Raw genomic sequence first — 15,192 nt, 5'->3', positions numbered from 1 at the left:
CGCCAGCTATCGCTTGAGAACGATGACCGCGCGCGGCAACTCGTTGCGCGGGCAATTCAGGGTCGGCGGCTCGATGTCGCGCAAGGCCGCCGCACCGGCCTCTGCCGATCGGCCGATCTCGTCGAACAGAAGCGCCATTTCCGTGAAAACCGTGCGGTCCTTCTCGTTCTCCGTCAGTTGATCGAGTTCGGAAAGAAGCATGAGAATGGCGTCGATACGATCCTTGTGGTCGCGCGCGCGCAGCAGCGACCGCCGCGACAGGCGCTGCTCCTCAAGATTGGAGAATCGTTCCAGAGCATCGCTCAGAATCTCGCGGCAACTACAGTCGAGATCCATGCGCGTCAGCACTGTCTCCAGTCGCCCGATCAAATCCAGCGCTTCACAGGTACGTCCCTTCTCACCCATCACAGCCTCCTCACCACATCGCGCCATGTCGTTGCGCTTCACTGAACGGCGTCCCGCATTCGCGGCTCCGCGCCCGCTTCGCTGGCAACGAACGCCGCACCCGGCTGTCCGTGCACAAAGCCATTCGCGAAAGGCACGTCAGGATAGATGCGCGACAATTCATGCATGCCGTCCTCATAGGCCCGCCTACCATCGATCACGTCCCGGAAGACCCGAGCCACCGCAACCATGTCGCATTGCTGCGGCGACAGCCGAAGCGCCCCGACACCGGCCATCGCGAGATCGTCCACCTCACCGAGCAAATTGGCGCAGGCATGGGACATGGTCTGCACGCCGTTCATGGCGAGGAACGGCTCACCGTCGAGCGTAGCGACAGCCAATCCATCGGGATCTTTCTCGCAGACGAAACGGCAATTGTCCTTCGACAGCTTGTGAAGGCGGGCATGATAACAGCGCGCGGAAATCGCAAGCGGCACGCGGCCGAACGCGAAGACCTCCGTCGTCACGTCAGGCAAGCCCGTCGCGATGGCGCGGATCGAATCCATCGGCAGTTCCGGCGGCAGGCAAATCCGCTGCGCGCCCCGGCGCGCGAAATAGGATGCCGTCGCCTCGTTGTAGATGTTGACGAACGGCCCGATCGCGTGCGGACGATCCGCAAGCGAGCCAAGGCAAGTGAGGTCGTTCGCCTCCACCATGAAATCGGTGTTCGCGGCCAGCTCCGCCATCTGCTGGCGCTCCCGCTTCAGCGACACCAGAATCAGGGACCCGAGAACGACCTGCTTGCCGCAGGCCGCGAGCCGCTCAATCACCGCGGGCATGTGCTCGGCGAAAAACGGCGAACGTTTCGAGCAGACGATTTCGCCGATGACGGCCACATCCACAGGGGCCTCCTCGGCGATGCGAAAATAAAAGTCCCGCCACCGATCGGGAGCCCAGTTGTAGAGCACAGGCCCAAGGGTCAACTGCATCAACGCAACCTCATATGAAATGCGCCGTCAATGGCGGGCGGGAATGACATCATCGCCAGCTCTTGCGATAGGCTCCCGCCGTTGTTGACTGGCCTTCGGTGAGGGCGACAAGATCACCGGACGGACCTGCAAGGTCGCTCTCCAGCCCCGCGAGGATCTGGCGGAAGCTGCGGACCACGCGCTCGATATAGGCGCGGCCGCGTTGCCGGCCCTCGATCTTGAGCGCCGTCACGCCGGCCCTTCGCAAGTCCGGCAGCATGGATGTCGCATCGAGACTGACCGGGTCCTCGAAAAGGTAGCCAGCGCCGTGCTCGGTCTGGAAACGCCCCTTGCAAAGCGTCGGGTATCCGGCAGGCTCTCCCGCGGCGAACTTGTTGACGGTGAACGCGCCGAGGCGCGAGATCAGTTGTCCATCCTGCTCGCGATAATGAACATGGCTCGCGGGCGAGCAAACGCCATTCATGTTCGGGGATTCTCCCGTGGCGTAGGAGGAGAGCGAGCAGCGCCCCTCCTCCATCACGCAAAGGCCGCCGAAGACGAAGACTTCCGTCTCGCAATCGACCTCCCGCGTGATCGCCGCGATCTCGGGCACGCTCAGCACGCGCGGCAGAACGACCCGGCGCACGCCGAACGCCTTCACATAATAATCGATCGCATCCGGATTGGCCGCCGCCGCCTGAACCGACAGATGCAGGCGCTGATACGGATGATGCCGGGCGGCGTAGTCGAGGACTCCGACATCCGCGACGATCAGCGCATCCGCCCCGGCGTCGGTGGCGGCGTCCACCGCGCGCTCCCACACGTCGAGCGATCCTGCTCGCGCGAATGTGTTGATGGCGACGAGAACCCTGACGCCATGGTTGTGGGCGTAGGCAATTCCGGCCCTCAATTCCTCGGGGCTGAAATTCAGGCCCGGGAAATTGCGCGCGTTGGTTTCATCGCGAAACCCGCAATACACCGCATCCGCGCCCGCATCGACGGCGGCCCTGAGCGCGGCAGGCGTCCCGGCAGGGCAGATCAATTCCATGGGCGCCCCTCTGGCGCCAGCCCGCTTTGCTGCTGGCCGGGCGGATTGCCGATGACGCCGCGCAGAATCTGCGCGGCAATGGGCGACAACGGCCCCAGCCAGGCGATGGATTCCGCGACGATGTCGATCCCGGCTTCATCGATGGCATTGCGCAACGCGACCGCAGCCTCCATGTCGCCCTCGACCCGTATATCCCGAGAGAAAAACAGCGCATCGCCATCGCAGGAGCCATCCACGAGGCCGATCAACGCCGCGATGCTCCCCGTCACCTTGACGTCGACCTGCGGCATCGACCTAACCGCGACAACTTTCGGATTCACGCGCGCGGGCTCCAGCACGAAGACGAAAGGCAGGTCCGTCGGGTCGAGTCCAAACCGTTTCGCGGCGTGCGTACCGAGGCGATCGAAGATTTGCGGATGTCGCCTCTGGATTCCATGCAGGCATGCGCCAAGCACCGGCTGCAACGGCAACAGCGGCAGGTATTGCCCGACAAACGCCAACACCGGCGGCACTCTCGAAATGAACGGGCCGGACGCCGGCATCAGAGTCTCCTCTGTGGCGGTCATATCATCGGCCTTAGGCGAATTCCTTGTTCGGGGACAATGAATGTTGATGCCTTCTGCTTCAGGAAAGACACGGGAAATCTTTTCCGGAGACCACGCCTCTGTTGCGTCGCGACCAGCCTCTTTTCAAAAGCCTGCGCAGCTTTCTCTCTTACCTCGAGACCCAGGGCCAACTTGTCCGCATCCGCGAGCCGGTCTCGGTCGTCCACGAGATGACCGAGATTCACAGGCGCGTGCTTCAGCGCAACGGTCCCGCACTGCTGTTTGAGCAGCCCATCAAGGCCGACGGCGCGGCCTCCGAGATGCCCGTTCTCGTCAATCTGTTCGGCACGCGCGAGCGCGTTGCCTGGGGACTTGGCGTCGATCCTGAGCATTTGCCGGACCTCGGCCGGGCGCTGGCGGAGCTGAGCGAGCCGGAGCCGCCGCACAGCCTCGCGGACGCGATGGCAAAACTGCCGCTCGCGCGCGGGATCATGGCGATGCGCCCGAAGTACATCGATACGCCGCCCGTGCACGACATCGTCTGGCGAGACGACTCGATCGACCTCGCGCGGCTGCCGGTGCAGGTCTGCTGGCCGCGCGAACCGGCTCCGCTCGTTACATGGCCGATGGTCGTCACCCGCTCGCCCGACGACGCGACGGACGCCAACGTCAATGTCGGCGTCTACCGCATGCAGGTACTGGATCGCAATCGCCTGATCCTGCGCTGGCTCGCCCATCGCGGCGGCGCGCGCCATCATCATCTGTGGAAGGCGCGCGGTCTCGACATGCCGGTCGCGATCGCGATCGGCGCTGATCCGGCGACGATGCTCACGGCGGCACTTCCGCTGCCGGAAACGCTTTCGGAGTTCCGCTTCGCCGGTCTTCTGCGCGGGGCGCGCCTGCCGCTCGCGCGCTGCGTCAGCGTTCCGCTGATGGTGCCCGCGGAAGCCGAGATCGTCATCGAAGGCACCGTCTCTCCCGATGAAACGGCTCCCGAAGGACCGTTCGGCGATCACACCGGTTATTACAATGCCGTCGAGAATTTTCCGGTGATGCGCGTGTCCGCCATCACCATGCGGTGGAAGCCGACCTATTTTTCAACTTTCACCGGACGCCCGCCGGATGAGCCGTCCCGCATCGGCGAAGTCTTCAACGAACTTCTTGTGCCGCTGGTGAAAAAACGGATTCCGGAAGTCGTCGATCTGTGGCTGCCTCCCGAAGCCTGTTCGTACCGGATCGCCGTCGCGTCGATCTCAAAACGCTATCCGGGACAGGCGCGGCGGGTGATGCTCGCACTGTGGTCGATGCTGCCGCAACTCACCTACACGAAATTCCTGATCCTCGTCGATCCGGATATCGACGTCCGCAACTGGTCCGATGTGATGTGGGCGGTTTCCACGCGCTCCGATCCATCGCGCGATCTCGTCACGCTGACCGATACGCCGATCGACTATCTCGACTTCGCGTCACCGAAGCCCGGCCTCGGCGGCAAGGTCGGCATCGACGCGACCACGAAGCTGCCGCCTGAAACGGATCGCGAATGGGGCCGTGTCCTCGACATGGACGACGCCGTGGTCGCGCGCGTGAACGGGCTTTGGCAGCGGCTCGGTCTTCCATCAGACATCAAGCCCACGGAGAGACAACAATGAGCGGCCGCTTGCGAATCGTGGTCGGCATCAGCGGCGCGTCGGGCGCGGCGCTCGGCGTGCGCGTCGTCGAATTGCTGACTGAGACCGACCAATGCGACATCCATCTGGTCGTCACGCATCATGCCGAACGAACGCTGCTTCACGAGGTGGGGCGCAATGCGCTGTCGGCGCTCGCCTCAATGGCCACGCGTCATCATGCGGATGAAGACATCGGCGCAAGCATCGCCAGCGGCTCTTTCCGCACGGCGGGCATGATCGTCGCGCCCTGCTCGATCCGCACTTTGTCCGCGATCGCAACCAGCGCCGCGAGCAACCTTCTGGTGCGCGCGGCGGACGTCCAGCTCAAGGAGCGGCGCAGGCTCGTGCTTCTGGTCCGGGAAACGCCGCTGCATCTCGGTCATCTGCGGGCGATGACCGCCGCCACCGAAATCGGGGCTATCATTGCGCCGCCGGTGCCAGCCTTCTATCACAAGCCCGCGTCAATGACCGAAGTGATCGACCAGACCGCGCGCCGGGCCATCGACCTTCTCGACCTCGATCTTCATCTTCCCGCGCATGAATGGGAAGGCGAAGACCACGTCCGGGATGCGGTCCAACGATAGTCCGTCAGGACATCACCTCGAAGGACGATCGCATCACTTCGTTATGGATGAATCCGCGCTGGACATAAGCGAGCGTCATCTCGGCGAGTACGGGCGCGAGCAGGAAGCCGTGGCGATAAAGGCCGTTGACCGATATCTTTTTCCTGCTGACAACGATGCGCGGCAGATGATCCGGGAACGCGGGCCTGAGCCCCGCGCCGACCTCAAGGATATAGGCATCCCTGAAAGCCGGATGAATGACGTAAGCCGCAGTCAGCAATTCAATGGTCGAGCGCACGCTGACGGCGGTGTCCTCGCTTTCAATGCTCGTCGCCCCGATCATGAAGCAATTGTCCTCGCGCGGAATGACATAAATCGGCCAGCGCGGATGCAGCAGGCGGACCGGGCGCGACAGTTTGAAGTCCTGCACCTCGACGACAACCATCTCGCCCTTGACGCCACGCAGATCTGAAAACTTGTCTCTGGCAGCAAGGCCGCGGCAATCGATCACGATGCCATCGGTTTCAAGCGCGAGCCTGTCGAGATCGCAGTCCGACTGAAACTTGATGATACCGCCGGCGGCGACGAACCTCGCATGCAGTTGCGGCAACACCGCGCGCGGCTCGACATGCCCTTCTCCCGCAAAGAACAACCCTGCGTGAAACCGTCCATACAGCGCCGGTTCAAGCTCTCCGACCCCCTCCGCGTCGAGGCGATCATGGCCCGCCGTCAGCCGCGCGAAGCGCTCGAAGTCGGAACGGTCGCGCGGTTGGGCCACGACAAGGGAGCCGTTAAACGACGTGCCGGGAAGATGCTGACGCCACAGTTCGAGCGAACGCGTTCCGAGATGCGTGATCAGTGGCTCGGAGACTTCGCCTTCGCACCATGGCGCCAGCATTCCCCCCGCCCAGTGACTGGTCGCATAGGTCATCCTGATGTCGTCACGATCAAGCAGCGTGACGTCATAACCCGCGCATGCAAACAGCAGCGCCTGCCAGCTTCCCGCGACACCGGCGCCAATGACCGTGACGGAAGATGCTCCCTTCGGAGAAGGCGGCTCTCTCAACATCATCCCTGTCCCGAACCGGATGCGCCGATTATCGCCTCCGCTTCGTTGTATTGGCGATCTTCCATGGCTCCAGCGCATCGAACAGCAACGTCGACAGATAACGCTCGGCGAAGGACGGAAGCAGCACGACAAGGTTCTTGCCCGCGTTCTCCCGCCGCGAACCGATCTCGGCGGCTGCCTGCAACGCCGCACCGGACGAGATGCCGACCGGCACCCCTTCCAGCCGCGCGACAAGCCGCGCATTGGCGATCGCATTTTCATCCGAGACCCTGACCACCTCGTCGTAAATCGCGGTATCGAGCACTTCCGGCCTGAAGCCCGCGCCCAGACCCTGAATCTTGTGCGGGCCGGGCTCGCCGCCCGACAGCACCGCCGAAGTCTCCGGCTCCACCGCGATGACCTGAACCGATGGCTTGCGGCGCTTTAGCACCTGCCCGACGCCGGTGATGGTGCCGCCCGTGCCGACGCCCGCCACGAAAATATCGACACCGCCGCTGGTATCGTTCCAGATCTCCTCGGCGGTGGTGATGCGATGGATTTCCGGATTGGCCGGATTCTCGAACTGCCGCACGATCACCGCGTCGGGCAGCGTGGCGGCAAGCTCCTCGGCTCTCGCGATCGCGCCCTTGATGCCCTTGGCGCCATCGGTCAGCACCAATTGCGCGCCCATGAACACCAGCATCTTCCTGCGCTCCACCGACATGGTCTCGGGCATGGTCAGGATCAGCCTGTAGCCTTTCGCCGCCGCCGCGAAGGCCAGCGCGATGCCGGTGTTGCCGGATGTCGATTCGATCAGCGTGGTCTTGCCCGGCGCGATGCGACCGGCCGCCTCCAACGCCTCGATCATCGCCACCCCGATACGATCCTTCACCGAGGCGACAGGATTGAAGAACTCAAGCTTGGCGATGAGATTGGCGGCAACGCCCCTTTCCCTGGCGAATTTATCCAGCCGCACCATCGGCGTATTGCCGATCGTCTCCGTGATCGAACCATAGACGCGGCCGCGACCCGGCACATTGAGGGGAATAGCAGGCTTGTTCATCGGCTCGCCCAATCTTTCCGGCCGCGGCGCGATGAAATCGCCGCGCGATCATCCGGTACCCCGATCCTATCCGGCGCTGCGAGGCGATTCTTTGCTTCGGCGCAAATTTGCATTGATGCGGTTGCCGTATAGAGATAGTCCGCCAGAGTACGGGGCGACGGCGCGCGCGGAGGCGCGCGCCGAACGCAGGGAGACCATCGATGACCGTCAACCCTCGCGAAGGGAGCCCCGCCTTCAATCTCGAAGATCTGTCGCCAGCCTATTTCGGTCTGGTGATGGCCACCGGCATCGTATCGCTGGCCGCCTTCATGATGGAGCATCCGGACATCGCGATTGCATTGTTCTATCTGAACATCGTGCAGTACGCCGTCCTGTGCCTGCTCTACGGCTTGCGGGCCTGGTATTACCCGCAACGATTCTTCGGCGACATGATCGCCCATCTGCGCGGGCCCGGCTATTTCACCACGGTGGCAGGCACCGGCATTCTGGCCAGCCAGTTCATGGTGCTGCACGAAAACGTCGCGGCCGGCGCGGGATTATGGATGTTCGCCATCCTGCTCTGGGTCGGCTTGACCTACACGATCTTCACGGCCTTCACCGTGAAGCGCAGCAAGCCGACGCTCGACAAGGGCATCAATGGCGGCTGGCTGCTCGCGGTCGTCGCGACACAGGCTCTTTCCGTATCCAGCGCATTGCTCGCTGCGCGCATCGGACAGCCCTACCGGCTCGAACTCAACCTGATGGCCCTGTCGATGTGGCTATGGGGCGGCATGCTTTACATCTGGATGATGTCGCTGATCTTCTATCGCTACGCGTTCTTTCAGTTCTCGCCCGGAGACCTCGCGCCACCCTACTGGATCAACATGGGTGCGATGGCGATCTCGACGCTGGCCGGCTCCCTGCTCATCCAGAACGCGCCGCATGCGCCCTATCTGGCGTCGCTGCTGCCGTTCCTGAAAGGCTTCACGGTGTTCTACTGGGCGACCGGGACGTGGTGGATACCGATGCTGCTTCTGCTCGGCATCTGGCGCTACGGCTACGAGAGATTTCCATTCGAATACGATCCGCTGTATTGGGGCGCGGTGTTTCCGCTCGGCATGTATGCGGCCTGCACCTGGCAAATGGATCGCGCCATGGAGTTCGGCTTTCTGGCCGGGCTGCCGCGCATATTTCTGTACGTCGCACTGGTGGCATGGACGATCACGTTCGTCGGCATGCTGCGCGCGCTGGCGCGCGGGCTGCGCCACTAACGGAGACAATGCTCTCACCAATCGAGCTTGCGCGTCAGCCGGTGAAGAAGAACGTCGAAACGGCGTGACGCGGCAGGATCGCTGGCGCGCAGCATCACGCAGGCTTGACCGGCGAGACGGCAAGCCTGCTCGACTTCTCCGGCGGCGGCGAGGGCCGTCAGGCTCGCCAGCAGAATTTCAGGCAGGCGCATGGCCCCTGCGATCACCTTATCCTCGCCCGGACGACGCACTGGCGCGACGGCTTCGCTCACCATTGGCTCCCGATACCCAGATGCGCTTTCGCCTCGGGCGTCATCATGTCCGGCGTCCAGCGCGGCTCATAGGTCAGCCTGACATCGACAAACTCCACCCCATCGACCGAACTCGCCGCCTCGCCCGCGCCTGTCTTCAGATAATTCGTCGCCGGGCATCCCGGCGTGGTCGTCGTCATCGTCACGATGGTGACGCCGCCATCCTCGACCGTGACATCGTAAACAAGGCCGAGATCGACGATGTTGTAGCCAAGCTCAGGATCGATCACCCGCCGCAATGCCTCGCGGATCTGTCCGGTGGCGCTCGCATCGCCCTCCCCGCCCGATGCGACGGCGGGAGCGGAAACGCCGGGCGGCGTTCGCACCACCGGCGCGCCGGACATGAAGTGCTCCATGATCGCGCCTAGAATCGGAGGCTTGAGATGCTGCCAGTCCGAGCCCGACCGCGTCACCACGATCGAATCCTTGTTGAGCAGCACGCCGGCGACGCCGGGAATCGCGAAAAGCTGCTCAGCGAGCGGCGACGAAGCGGCCTGCTCCTTTGTCTTGAGGTTAAGCGTCCCCTCGGGCAGCACCTCACGGCCCGGGAGAAATCTCAGCCGTTCGGAATCCTGCGTTTCTTCCGTCTGAATGAACATTGCACACCTCCTGCGTCAGACCTCGCGGCCGCGATGAAACGGCGGCCACGAAACTGCATGCTCAGACAGCAGCCATATCGGCCGCGCCGATCCGCACCAGAATCTTGTAGGTCTTGCCGTCACTCTCGAAGCCGCCACGCCAGGCATGACCGCGCTTCGCAAGCTCCGGAAGCAGGAAGATCGGCTCGCGGCACAACAGAGCGGACAGCACCTCGCCCTTCTTCAATTCTTCCGTGGCCGCGAGAATGCGCACCATCGGTTCCGGCGGATCGAGATCGCGGTTATCGAGATGTTGGGCGGGATCGGGCCACTCCGCCGTGTCCCGCGCGGGCGCGGCCACAGGCGGTTCCGAGTTTGGCACCCCGTCCGCCGGGCTGAAAAGAACCTCCCAATCCCCGCCGCCGATCTCGCGCGCTTCATGGCTGAAACCCTTCGAGCCGAGCACGCTGAACAGCGGCGTGGGCTTGAAGGTCGCGAGCAATTTCAACCCCTGCCCCGGCTGGAGCCTGGTCACCGCGCCCATGATTTCTCCGAAAGGTTCTCCGCCATCGCGGAGGATCGGCCGGACATCCAGTTCAACGAACGATGTTGTCATCGCATAATCTCCTCTTTCGATCAGGTGTGGCACGACAGCAGAAGGTGCGGGAGATGGACGCCCTGCGGCAGGCGCGCCTCCGCCTTCACATCCGCCAGACGGCGGGTGCGTATCAGTTGCGCGACAATGCCTGTGGTCCCGGCGGCCATCGCAACGGCGGCAAGCCGGAAGGCCGTCGGCGCATCCGCAAGCAGCGCCACAGCACCGATCCCGACCGCTGCGAAATAGAGGACGAACCACTTGATCGCGCGCGCCTCCACCACGAGGTCCTGCACGCGCGGCGTCTGGATCTTGCCGAGCACCGGTCCGTAGCATTCAAGCCAGGTGAGAAATGCCACGATCTTGTAGAGCTGGGAGAGCCCAAGCCCCGTGAGCCAGCCGAATGCGACCAGAAAGACCACGACGCCGATGTGATCGCCCAGGCGCCCCAACGCCAGAAGAACCAGGATCAGCGCGACCGACACAGCAAGATAACCGAGAGCGATCCCGGCCGTTCGGCTGTTGAGTTCGATATTCCGGCGCTTGCGCGCACGATAGAGATGGACGGCATCGAGGCCGTAAAATGCGCATGCCGGAAGCGCCACGGCCAGCGCGGCAAGAAATGTCAGCGACAGGTTGCCTTCGAGAAGAATCGTGACAACTCCGCCGACGATCACGATCGTGAGCGCCGCCGTACCCAAATAGAACGCACTTTTCGGGCGCGCGCCCTCAAGCTCCGGTGCCAGCATGAACATCGCGAGCAGCCGATAGCTCACGCCGACCGCCGTAAAGGTGAGCCAGCCGCCGAGACCCGCGACCGCGTGAATGGGAAGCCCTGCTCCGACCAGCGCAAAGAGCGGCCCGGATTCGATCACGCCTCCCAGTACGAGAGAGAAAATCACCCCGAGCGTTACCGTCGCGACGACGCTCGCGAGCCCCGCCGCGACGAACCACGCCGGCAGCGGCACGGTCTTCGACGCGATCATCGTCCGCACGAGATTATACAGCACCAGCGCGAAACCAATGCTCAACAGGATGGCGGCCGCCGTGAAGAAAGGAATGCCCACATCGATGCGTCCTCCGAATTGCAGGAACGCGAGAATCAAGGCTGCAAGACCTCCGATCAGCGAAGCCAGCGCAGGCACCGCAAGCGCATTGCTATGGAGCGGTTGCGCCACGAGAACCGGCAGAAACTGGAGAAGCGCGCCGCACATCAAAAGGCTGAGCCAGCCGATGGCGACGACATGCACGAGGATCAGCGTATCGGGCGATGCGATCGCCACGGCCGGAAAGCCGAAGCCCGTCGCCATCATGATTTCGGCCGCGAGCAACGCAACGAGCGCCGCGGCAAAATAGGACATCGACCATCGCGACAGTGAAACGCCGACCATGCGCACCTCCTTATCGAAGCCCGCGCCGGTGCATGGAATTCCGGCGCGAGCCTCGCGGGAAAGACTCAGGCAGCCTTTGCGAGCTTGCCGATCTCCACCTGCCAGACCTCCGGTCCACGCTCGACATAGGTCCAGGAGAACTGCTTCGGATATTCAGCCTCGAGCTGATAGTACAGCGGCTTCGGATCGTGATCGTTGACCAGGATGAAACTTCCGCCGGGCGTCAGCTTGTTTACGAGTTCGAAGATTTTCGCGTGGCGCTGCGCCGGGATCAGGCTGCGCACATCGACCTTGTTGACGTTCGAAGTGTTGGTGGCATCGGACATAGTCAGGCTCCTACCATGGGATTGATCTCGATCGGCCGGCGCTTGCGCCGCACCGCGTCCGCGAACGCGCGGAACGTCGTCTCCCGAAGACCGCTGCGTCGTTCGATGTCTGCGGCCTGCCGTCTTCAGATGGGAGAAGCATCGTCCCTAAAAGATACATTGTCAATATATGTTTTAAGACGGTTTCGTCCGCGCTATCCGCGGCGTCCTGATCGCGCGGGCATCCATGCGAACGGCAAAGGCCGCCGATGCTTTTTCGGCCGAGAGTTTCTGCTTCACAAAATCGAGAGCGGGGATGTCATGACGCGGAAAGCGATCGCCGCGCCTGCTCCTGTCAGCGATGCCTCAGCGCGACAAAAGTACACATCGCGACGGGCGGGTGATGAAATGCTGCGTCACCCCGCCAAGGACCCACTGCCGCAACCGTGAGTGGCCGTAGGCGCCGGCAACGATCACACCCGCACCCATATCGGATGCGATGGTCTCCAGGTTCTCCGGCGTATTGGTGTCTTCCTTCGTGATCGCCGAGGCAGCCACGCCATGCCGGGCCAGCCATGCCGCCACATCATTGGCCCGCTCGCTCGCCGCCGGTTCGCTGAGCGCATCGCAGACTTCCGCGACGGTGACTTCTTCCGCCTTTTGAAGGAGCGGCAGCGCGTCGGCAACCGCGCGGCGCGATTCCCGGGTGTCTTTCCACGCCACGAGAATCCGGCGCAAATCCAGCCATGTCGCCGACGGCGGCACGATCAGGACCGGGCGTCCGGCCCCCATCACCAGATCGGATGGGCTGGCCATGGCGTAAGGATCGCTGTCGCCCTCCCCCTGTGCGGCGGTGACAACGATATCGACACTACGGGCTTGCGCCGGAATGAAATCCTTGGCGATGGTCAGGCTATCGCGCCACTCGGCAGTTTTGATGCGCCCATCCAATGCGTGGTGGAATTCCGCTTCCGCATGCACAAGGCTCTGGCGAAGGCCCGCCCCCTCGCGTTCCAGAAATTCGGCTCCATACGAACCATCGGTATAATAGAGTGGCGCGGGCAATGTCGTTGCCGCCATCCCGATCACGCGCGCATGGAAACGCTCCGCGAGTTCGGCCGCGATCGTCAGACACGCCCTGTTCGAGGTGCCGAGCGCCATGCTCGCGCCAATCGATTTGTAGCTCACGGCAGCCTCCCGTATTCAGCGGGTCTGGTTGCTCAACGATAACTGCCCGGGGCGGCGGCGGCATGAGCTAGATCAAACGGCACGATATATTTTATGCCCGGATGCGGCCGCCACCCAGTCCCGGAGCAGACCCCTGTCCTCCTTCGAGAACGCGGCCCGGCGCCTGATATCCTCCAGCGTCTCGCCCGGGTGACACCTTGCGAAGTCCTCGCCGATCATCGCCTCCAGCGATCTCCATTCCGCCTCGCTCTGCGGCAGCACGTAACGATGCGAGTTGCTTAACATTCCGGCCTCCCATCCTGACGCGCACCTTCGTGCGCAAGCAGACGCAGGCGGACCCGCCAGCGATCGGGACCTTGCTCCAGATAGGACCAGCCGCATCGCGAGCCATGAGACGCCTCCAGTTGCATGCGGAGCCGCCTTGGGTCGTGATCGACGACAAGCTGCAACGATTGATCCGGCGTCAGGTGTTCGAACAGGCGAAACAGGATCGCGTGGCGGTGTTGAGGCTCGATGTCGAGAACGTCGATCACCCGCTCGTCAGTGCGCGGTTCGGTCATGGCCGCCCTCCTTGGCAGAGAGAGCCGGCCCGGGATGATCGGCCTTCCATTCGATCTCAAGAAACAGCGCATCGACATGGCGGATCAGCGACTCCGCCTCCTCCGGTCCAAGCAACCTCTGCAAGGCGGCATGGAAGTATGGTTTGAGAATCTTCCCGGTCACGCCGCGCTCGGCGCACATCAAATCGACGATGTTGCGCGCCAGCGGCGAAAGCCGGTCGGCCGTCGCCGCCGGGTTCAGAATGACGTTCAGCTCACGCTCCACCTGGGTCCAGTTCGCGCGCGAAATGTGCGTCAGCACGTTGCTGATGTGCGGATGCCCGCGAAAGATAGCAAAGATTCGGAACGCAAGCTCCGCCGTTGAAAGCCGGACCGGCGTCGCAACGCCGCGATCCATTGGCGGCGGCGGCGGCAGCGCCTGACAGAGAGCCGGGCCATGCGCGGGACGCGAACCCGCCTGCATTTCCATCTGAAGGGTCACGATTGATCTCCCGTCTAAAAGATATATTTTGTATATATCTTTTACGGTGTTTCGGCAAGGAGAAATGCAATGGTCAAATGTCCCAGGGAGAACAGCCCGGCAACTACCCGCCAGGGCGCGGTCGATATCAGCGACGATACATTCATGGTGGATGCAGCGCTGATCGGCGAACTGCTGGGTCTTTCCGCCTCACGCGTGCCGCTCCTGATGCGTCAGGGAGAAATCACCAGCGTCTGCGAGCGCGGGTTCGAAGAACACGCGGGAGAATTCCGCCTCAGCTTCTTTTACAGCAATCGCCGCGCGCGCCTGAGCACGGATCTGGAAGGCCGCATATTGCGCAAATCGATCGTCGCCTTCGCCGACCGCCCGCTGTCAGGGACGCCAGCCACCTAAATACTGTTTGAAAAAATGCGTGGCCGTCAGGCTACGATGTAAATCGCGATGATTATGGATATAATGCCGGATAATCCACATTCACGCGAATCTGAAATCAGTTATATTTGACACAAGCAACGGCAGGGAGCCGCGACAGGAAATGCTGGACATCTCTTTGAGCAGCGCTTTGCTGGCTGGCCTGCTCTCATTTATTTCGCCCTGTGTTTTGCCGATCGTTCCTCCTTATTTCGCCTGGATGGCGGGCATTAGTTTTGACGATCTACGCGATACGAGAGCCGATCGCTCGCGGTTGCGTCTGGCTGCGGTCGCGGTTGCATTTGTTCTTGGCTTTACGACGGTCTTCGTCGCGCTGGGCGCGACGGCGAGCCTTATCGGAAAGACCGTCGCTCAATATTTCGACACCCTGTCCGTCATCGCCGGCCTGATCATCATTGTGATGGGGCTACATTTTCTGGGCGTCTTTCGTATCGAGTTTCTCTATCGACAGCTTCGCCTGAACGTCGACCGCAAGCCCGCCGGTTTAGTCGGCGCCTATGTTGTTGGCCTGGCTTTCGCCTTCGGCTGGACGCCCTGCGTCGGACCGATACTGGCAGCCATTCTTCTCATCGCAAGCAGCGCGGGCTCCGCGATGCACGGCGCTCTTCTTCTCATGGCGTATTCCCTCGGGATCGGCATCCCCTTTATTCTCGCTGCCGTCTTCATGGGACAGTTCATGCATCTATTCGCCAAATTCAAAACCCATCTCGATAAGGTCGAGAAAGTTGCCGGTGGCCTCCTCGTCCTGACCGGCATACTTTTCGTGACAGGAAAGATGTCCGAGATTTCAAACTTGCTGATAAAGATGTTTCCAGCGTTCCAAACTCTTGGATAGG

The 15,192-nt window shown here is 62.6% G+C and carries 20 protein-coding genes and 1 pseudogene; 5 read left to right on the top strand and 16 right to left on the bottom strand.

The features are described from left to right. Positions 1 to 6: 6 nt before the first annotated feature. The 4 genes from AFIC_RS03905 to ubiT are packed head-to-tail and all read right to left on the bottom strand — an operon-like array spanning position 7 to position 2,942. Entirely contained in the window at positions 7 to 405 is a 399-nt protein-coding gene (locus AFIC_RS03905; protein ID WP_275247855.1) for a hypothetical protein, read from the bottom strand. A gap of 38 nt (positions 406 to 443) precedes the next feature. Then, positions 444 to 1,373 (bottom strand): ubiquinone anaerobic biosynthesis protein UbiV, encoded by a 930-nt coding sequence (gene ubiV, locus AFIC_RS03900; protein WP_275247854.1) that lies wholly within the window; start codon positions 1,371 to 1,373, stop codon positions 444 to 446. A gap of 49 nt (positions 1,374 to 1,422) precedes the next feature. Then, positions 1,423 to 2,400, bottom strand: coding sequence for a ubiquinone anaerobic biosynthesis protein UbiU (gene ubiU / locus AFIC_RS03895; RefSeq protein WP_275247853.1), 978 nt, complete (start codon positions 2,398 to 2,400; stop codon positions 1,423 to 1,425). Further along, positions 2,391 to 2,942: a ubiquinone anaerobic biosynthesis accessory factor UbiT gene (gene ubiT, locus AFIC_RS03890; protein WP_275247852.1), complete on the bottom strand. Its 552-nt coding sequence runs from the start codon at positions 2,940 to 2,942 to the stop codon at positions 2,391 to 2,393. The genes ubiU and ubiT overlap by 10 nt, the downstream gene beginning before the upstream one ends. 122 nt (positions 2,943 to 3,064) lie before the next feature. Here ubiT and AFIC_RS03885 point away from each other — a divergent pair, with 122 nt between their 5' ends. Both AFIC_RS03885 and AFIC_RS03880 read left to right on the top strand, forming a co-directional pair. Further along, a complete protein-coding gene (locus AFIC_RS03885) occupies positions 3,065 to 4,594 on the top strand; it encodes a UbiD family decarboxylase (protein WP_275248637.1) in 1,530 nt (509 codons plus the stop codon). Beyond that, entirely contained in the window at positions 4,591 to 5,196 is a 606-nt protein-coding gene (locus AFIC_RS03880) for a UbiX family flavin prenyltransferase (RefSeq protein ID WP_275247851.1), read from the top strand. The genes AFIC_RS03885 and AFIC_RS03880 overlap by 4 nt, the downstream gene beginning before the upstream one ends. A gap of 4 nt (positions 5,197 to 5,200) precedes the next feature. Here the strand turns inward: AFIC_RS03880 and AFIC_RS03875 are convergent, their stop codons facing one another. Next, positions 5,201 to 6,244 carry an FAD-dependent oxidoreductase gene (locus AFIC_RS03875; protein ID WP_275248636.1) on the bottom strand — a complete coding sequence of 348 codons (1,044 nt, stop codon included), beginning with the start codon at positions 6,242 to 6,244 and terminating at the stop codon, positions 5,201 to 5,203. Positions 6,245 to 6,272: 28 nt separating this feature from the next. Continuing rightward, a complete protein-coding gene (gene cysK, locus AFIC_RS03870) occupies positions 6,273 to 7,286 on the bottom strand; it encodes a cysteine synthase A (protein WP_275247850.1) in 1,014 nt (337 codons plus the stop codon). 200 nt (positions 7,287 to 7,486) lie between these two features. On the opposite strand from cysK, the gene AFIC_RS03865 reads away from it, so the two are divergent. Further along, entirely contained in the window at positions 7,487 to 8,536 is a 1,050-nt protein-coding gene (locus tag AFIC_RS03865; protein ID WP_275247849.1) for a tellurite resistance/C4-dicarboxylate transporter family protein, read from the top strand. A 14-nt stretch (positions 8,537 to 8,550) separates the two neighbouring features. Here AFIC_RS03865 and AFIC_RS03860 read toward each other — a convergent pair whose 3' ends face one another. The 10 genes and pseudogenes from AFIC_RS03860 to AFIC_RS03815 all read right to left on the bottom strand — a co-directional run bounded on the left by AFIC_RS03860 (position 8,551) and on the right by AFIC_RS03815 (position 13,924). Next, positions 8,551 to 8,790, bottom strand: coding sequence for a hypothetical protein (locus tag AFIC_RS03860; RefSeq protein WP_275247848.1), 240 nt, complete (start codon positions 8,788 to 8,790; stop codon positions 8,551 to 8,553). Then, positions 8,784 to 9,077, bottom strand: a complete 294-nt coding sequence (locus tag AFIC_RS03855; RefSeq protein ID WP_275248635.1) for a metal-sulfur cluster assembly factor — start codon at positions 9,075 to 9,077, stop codon at positions 8,784 to 8,786. The genes AFIC_RS03860 and AFIC_RS03855 overlap by 7 nt, the downstream gene beginning before the upstream one ends. Positions 9,078 to 9,221: 144 nt before the next feature. Further along, positions 9,222 to 9,425, bottom strand: a pseudogene (locus tag AFIC_RS03850) (NifU N-terminal domain-containing protein); the annotation flags it as partial. Positions 9,426 to 9,486: 61 nt separating this feature from the next. Next, positions 9,487 to 10,020 (bottom strand): DUF2249 domain-containing protein, encoded by a 534-nt coding sequence (locus AFIC_RS03845; RefSeq protein ID WP_275247847.1) that lies wholly within the window; start codon positions 10,018 to 10,020, stop codon positions 9,487 to 9,489. 20 nt (positions 10,021 to 10,040) lie between these two features. Next, positions 10,041 to 11,390, bottom strand: a complete 1,350-nt coding sequence (locus AFIC_RS03840) for a hypothetical protein (protein ID WP_275247846.1) — start codon at positions 11,388 to 11,390, stop codon at positions 10,041 to 10,043. A 65-nt stretch (positions 11,391 to 11,455) separates the two neighbouring features. After that, positions 11,456 to 11,716, bottom strand: coding sequence for a DUF2249 domain-containing protein (locus AFIC_RS03835; protein ID WP_275247845.1), 261 nt, complete (start codon positions 11,714 to 11,716; stop codon positions 11,456 to 11,458). Positions 11,717 to 12,061: 345 nt separating this feature from the next. Then, on the bottom strand, positions 12,062 to 12,883 hold the full coding sequence (locus AFIC_RS03830; protein WP_275247844.1) for a universal stress protein: 822 nt from the start codon (positions 12,881 to 12,883) through the stop codon (positions 12,062 to 12,064). Positions 12,884 to 12,955: 72 nt separating this feature from the next. After that, entirely contained in the window at positions 12,956 to 13,168 is a 213-nt protein-coding gene (locus AFIC_RS03825) for a hypothetical protein (RefSeq protein WP_275247843.1), read from the bottom strand. Further along, complete coding sequence (locus tag AFIC_RS03820) at positions 13,162 to 13,443, bottom strand: DUF2249 domain-containing protein (protein WP_275247842.1); 282 nt, start codon at positions 13,441 to 13,443, stop codon at positions 13,162 to 13,164. The genes AFIC_RS03825 and AFIC_RS03820 overlap by 7 nt, the downstream gene beginning before the upstream one ends. After that, a complete protein-coding gene (locus AFIC_RS03815) occupies positions 13,424 to 13,924 on the bottom strand; it encodes a hypothetical protein (protein ID WP_275247841.1) in 501 nt (166 codons plus the stop codon). Before AFIC_RS03815 ends, AFIC_RS03820 begins: the two co-directional genes overlap by 20 nt. A 69-nt stretch (positions 13,925 to 13,993) precedes the next feature. On the opposite strand from AFIC_RS03815, the gene AFIC_RS03810 reads away from it, so the two are divergent. Beyond that, positions 13,994 to 14,317, top strand: a complete 324-nt coding sequence (locus AFIC_RS03810; protein ID WP_275247840.1) for a DUF6522 family protein — start codon at positions 13,994 to 13,996, stop codon at positions 14,315 to 14,317. Positions 14,318 to 14,459: 142 nt separating this feature from the next. Further along, positions 14,460 to 15,191, top strand: a complete 732-nt coding sequence (locus tag AFIC_RS03805) for a cytochrome c biogenesis CcdA family protein (protein ID WP_275247839.1) — start codon at positions 14,460 to 14,462, stop codon at positions 15,189 to 15,191. Position 15,192: the final 1 nt, after the last annotated feature.

Source organism: [Pseudomonas] carboxydohydrogena (genome assembly GCF_029030725.1).
Lineage (GTDB): Bacteria > Pseudomonadota > Alphaproteobacteria > Rhizobiales > Xanthobacteraceae > Afipia > Afipia carboxydohydrogena.
Note: the sequence above shows the minus strand (reverse complement) of the source record. Positions and strands in the feature narration are given on the sequence as shown.

Excerpts from the sequence above, each read along its gene's own strand:
- AFIC_RS03840 (WP_275247846.1), bottom strand. The coding sequence starts at position 11,390 with ATGGTCGGCGTTTCACTGTCGCGATGGTCGATGTCCTATTTTGCCGCG.
- AFIC_RS03805 (WP_275247839.1), top strand. The coding sequence starts at position 14,460 with ATGCTGGACATCTCTTTGAGCAGCGCTTTGCTGGCTGGCCTGCTCTCA.
- AFIC_RS03825 (WP_275247843.1), bottom strand. The coding sequence starts at position 13,168 with ATGTTAAGCAACTCGCATCGTTACGTGCTGCCGCAGAGCGAGGCGGAA.
- AFIC_RS03835 (WP_275247845.1), bottom strand. The coding sequence starts at position 11,716 with ATGTCCGATGCCACCAACACTTCGAACGTCAACAAGGTCGATGTGCGC.
- AFIC_RS03845 (WP_275247847.1), bottom strand. The coding sequence starts at position 10,020 with ATGACAACATCGTTCGTTGAACTGGATGTCCGGCCGATCCTCCGCGAT.
- AFIC_RS03905 (WP_275247855.1), bottom strand. The coding sequence starts at position 405 with ATGGGTGAGAAGGGACGTACCTGTGAAGCGCTGGATTTGATCGGGCGA.
- ubiV (WP_275247854.1), bottom strand. The coding sequence starts at position 1,373 with ATGCAGTTGACCCTTGGGCCTGTGCTCTACAACTGGGCTCCCGATCGG.
- AFIC_RS03880 (WP_275247851.1), top strand. The coding sequence starts at position 4,591 with ATGAGCGGCCGCTTGCGAATCGTGGTCGGCATCAGCGGCGCGTCGGGC.
- AFIC_RS03820 (WP_275247842.1), bottom strand. The coding sequence starts at position 13,443 with ATGACCGAACCGCGCACTGACGAGCGGGTGATCGACGTTCTCGACATC.
- AFIC_RS03875 (WP_275248636.1), bottom strand. The coding sequence starts at position 6,244 with ATGTTGAGAGAGCCGCCTTCTCCGAAGGGAGCATCTTCCGTCACGGTC.
- ubiT (WP_275247852.1), bottom strand. The coding sequence starts at position 2,942 with ATGCCGGCGTCCGGCCCGTTCATTTCGAGAGTGCCGCCGGTGTTGGCG.
- cysK (WP_275247850.1), bottom strand. The coding sequence starts at position 7,286 with ATGAACAAGCCTGCTATTCCCCTCAATGTGCCGGGTCGCGGCCGCGTC.
- AFIC_RS03865 (WP_275247849.1), top strand. The coding sequence starts at position 7,487 with ATGACCGTCAACCCTCGCGAAGGGAGCCCCGCCTTCAATCTCGAAGAT.
- AFIC_RS03810 (WP_275247840.1), top strand. The coding sequence starts at position 13,994 with ATGGTCAAATGTCCCAGGGAGAACAGCCCGGCAACTACCCGCCAGGGC.
- AFIC_RS03860 (WP_275247848.1), bottom strand. The coding sequence starts at position 8,790 with ATGGTGAGCGAAGCCGTCGCGCCAGTGCGTCGTCCGGGCGAGGATAAG.
- ubiU (WP_275247853.1), bottom strand. The coding sequence starts at position 2,400 with ATGGAATTGATCTGCCCTGCCGGGACGCCTGCCGCGCTCAGGGCCGCC.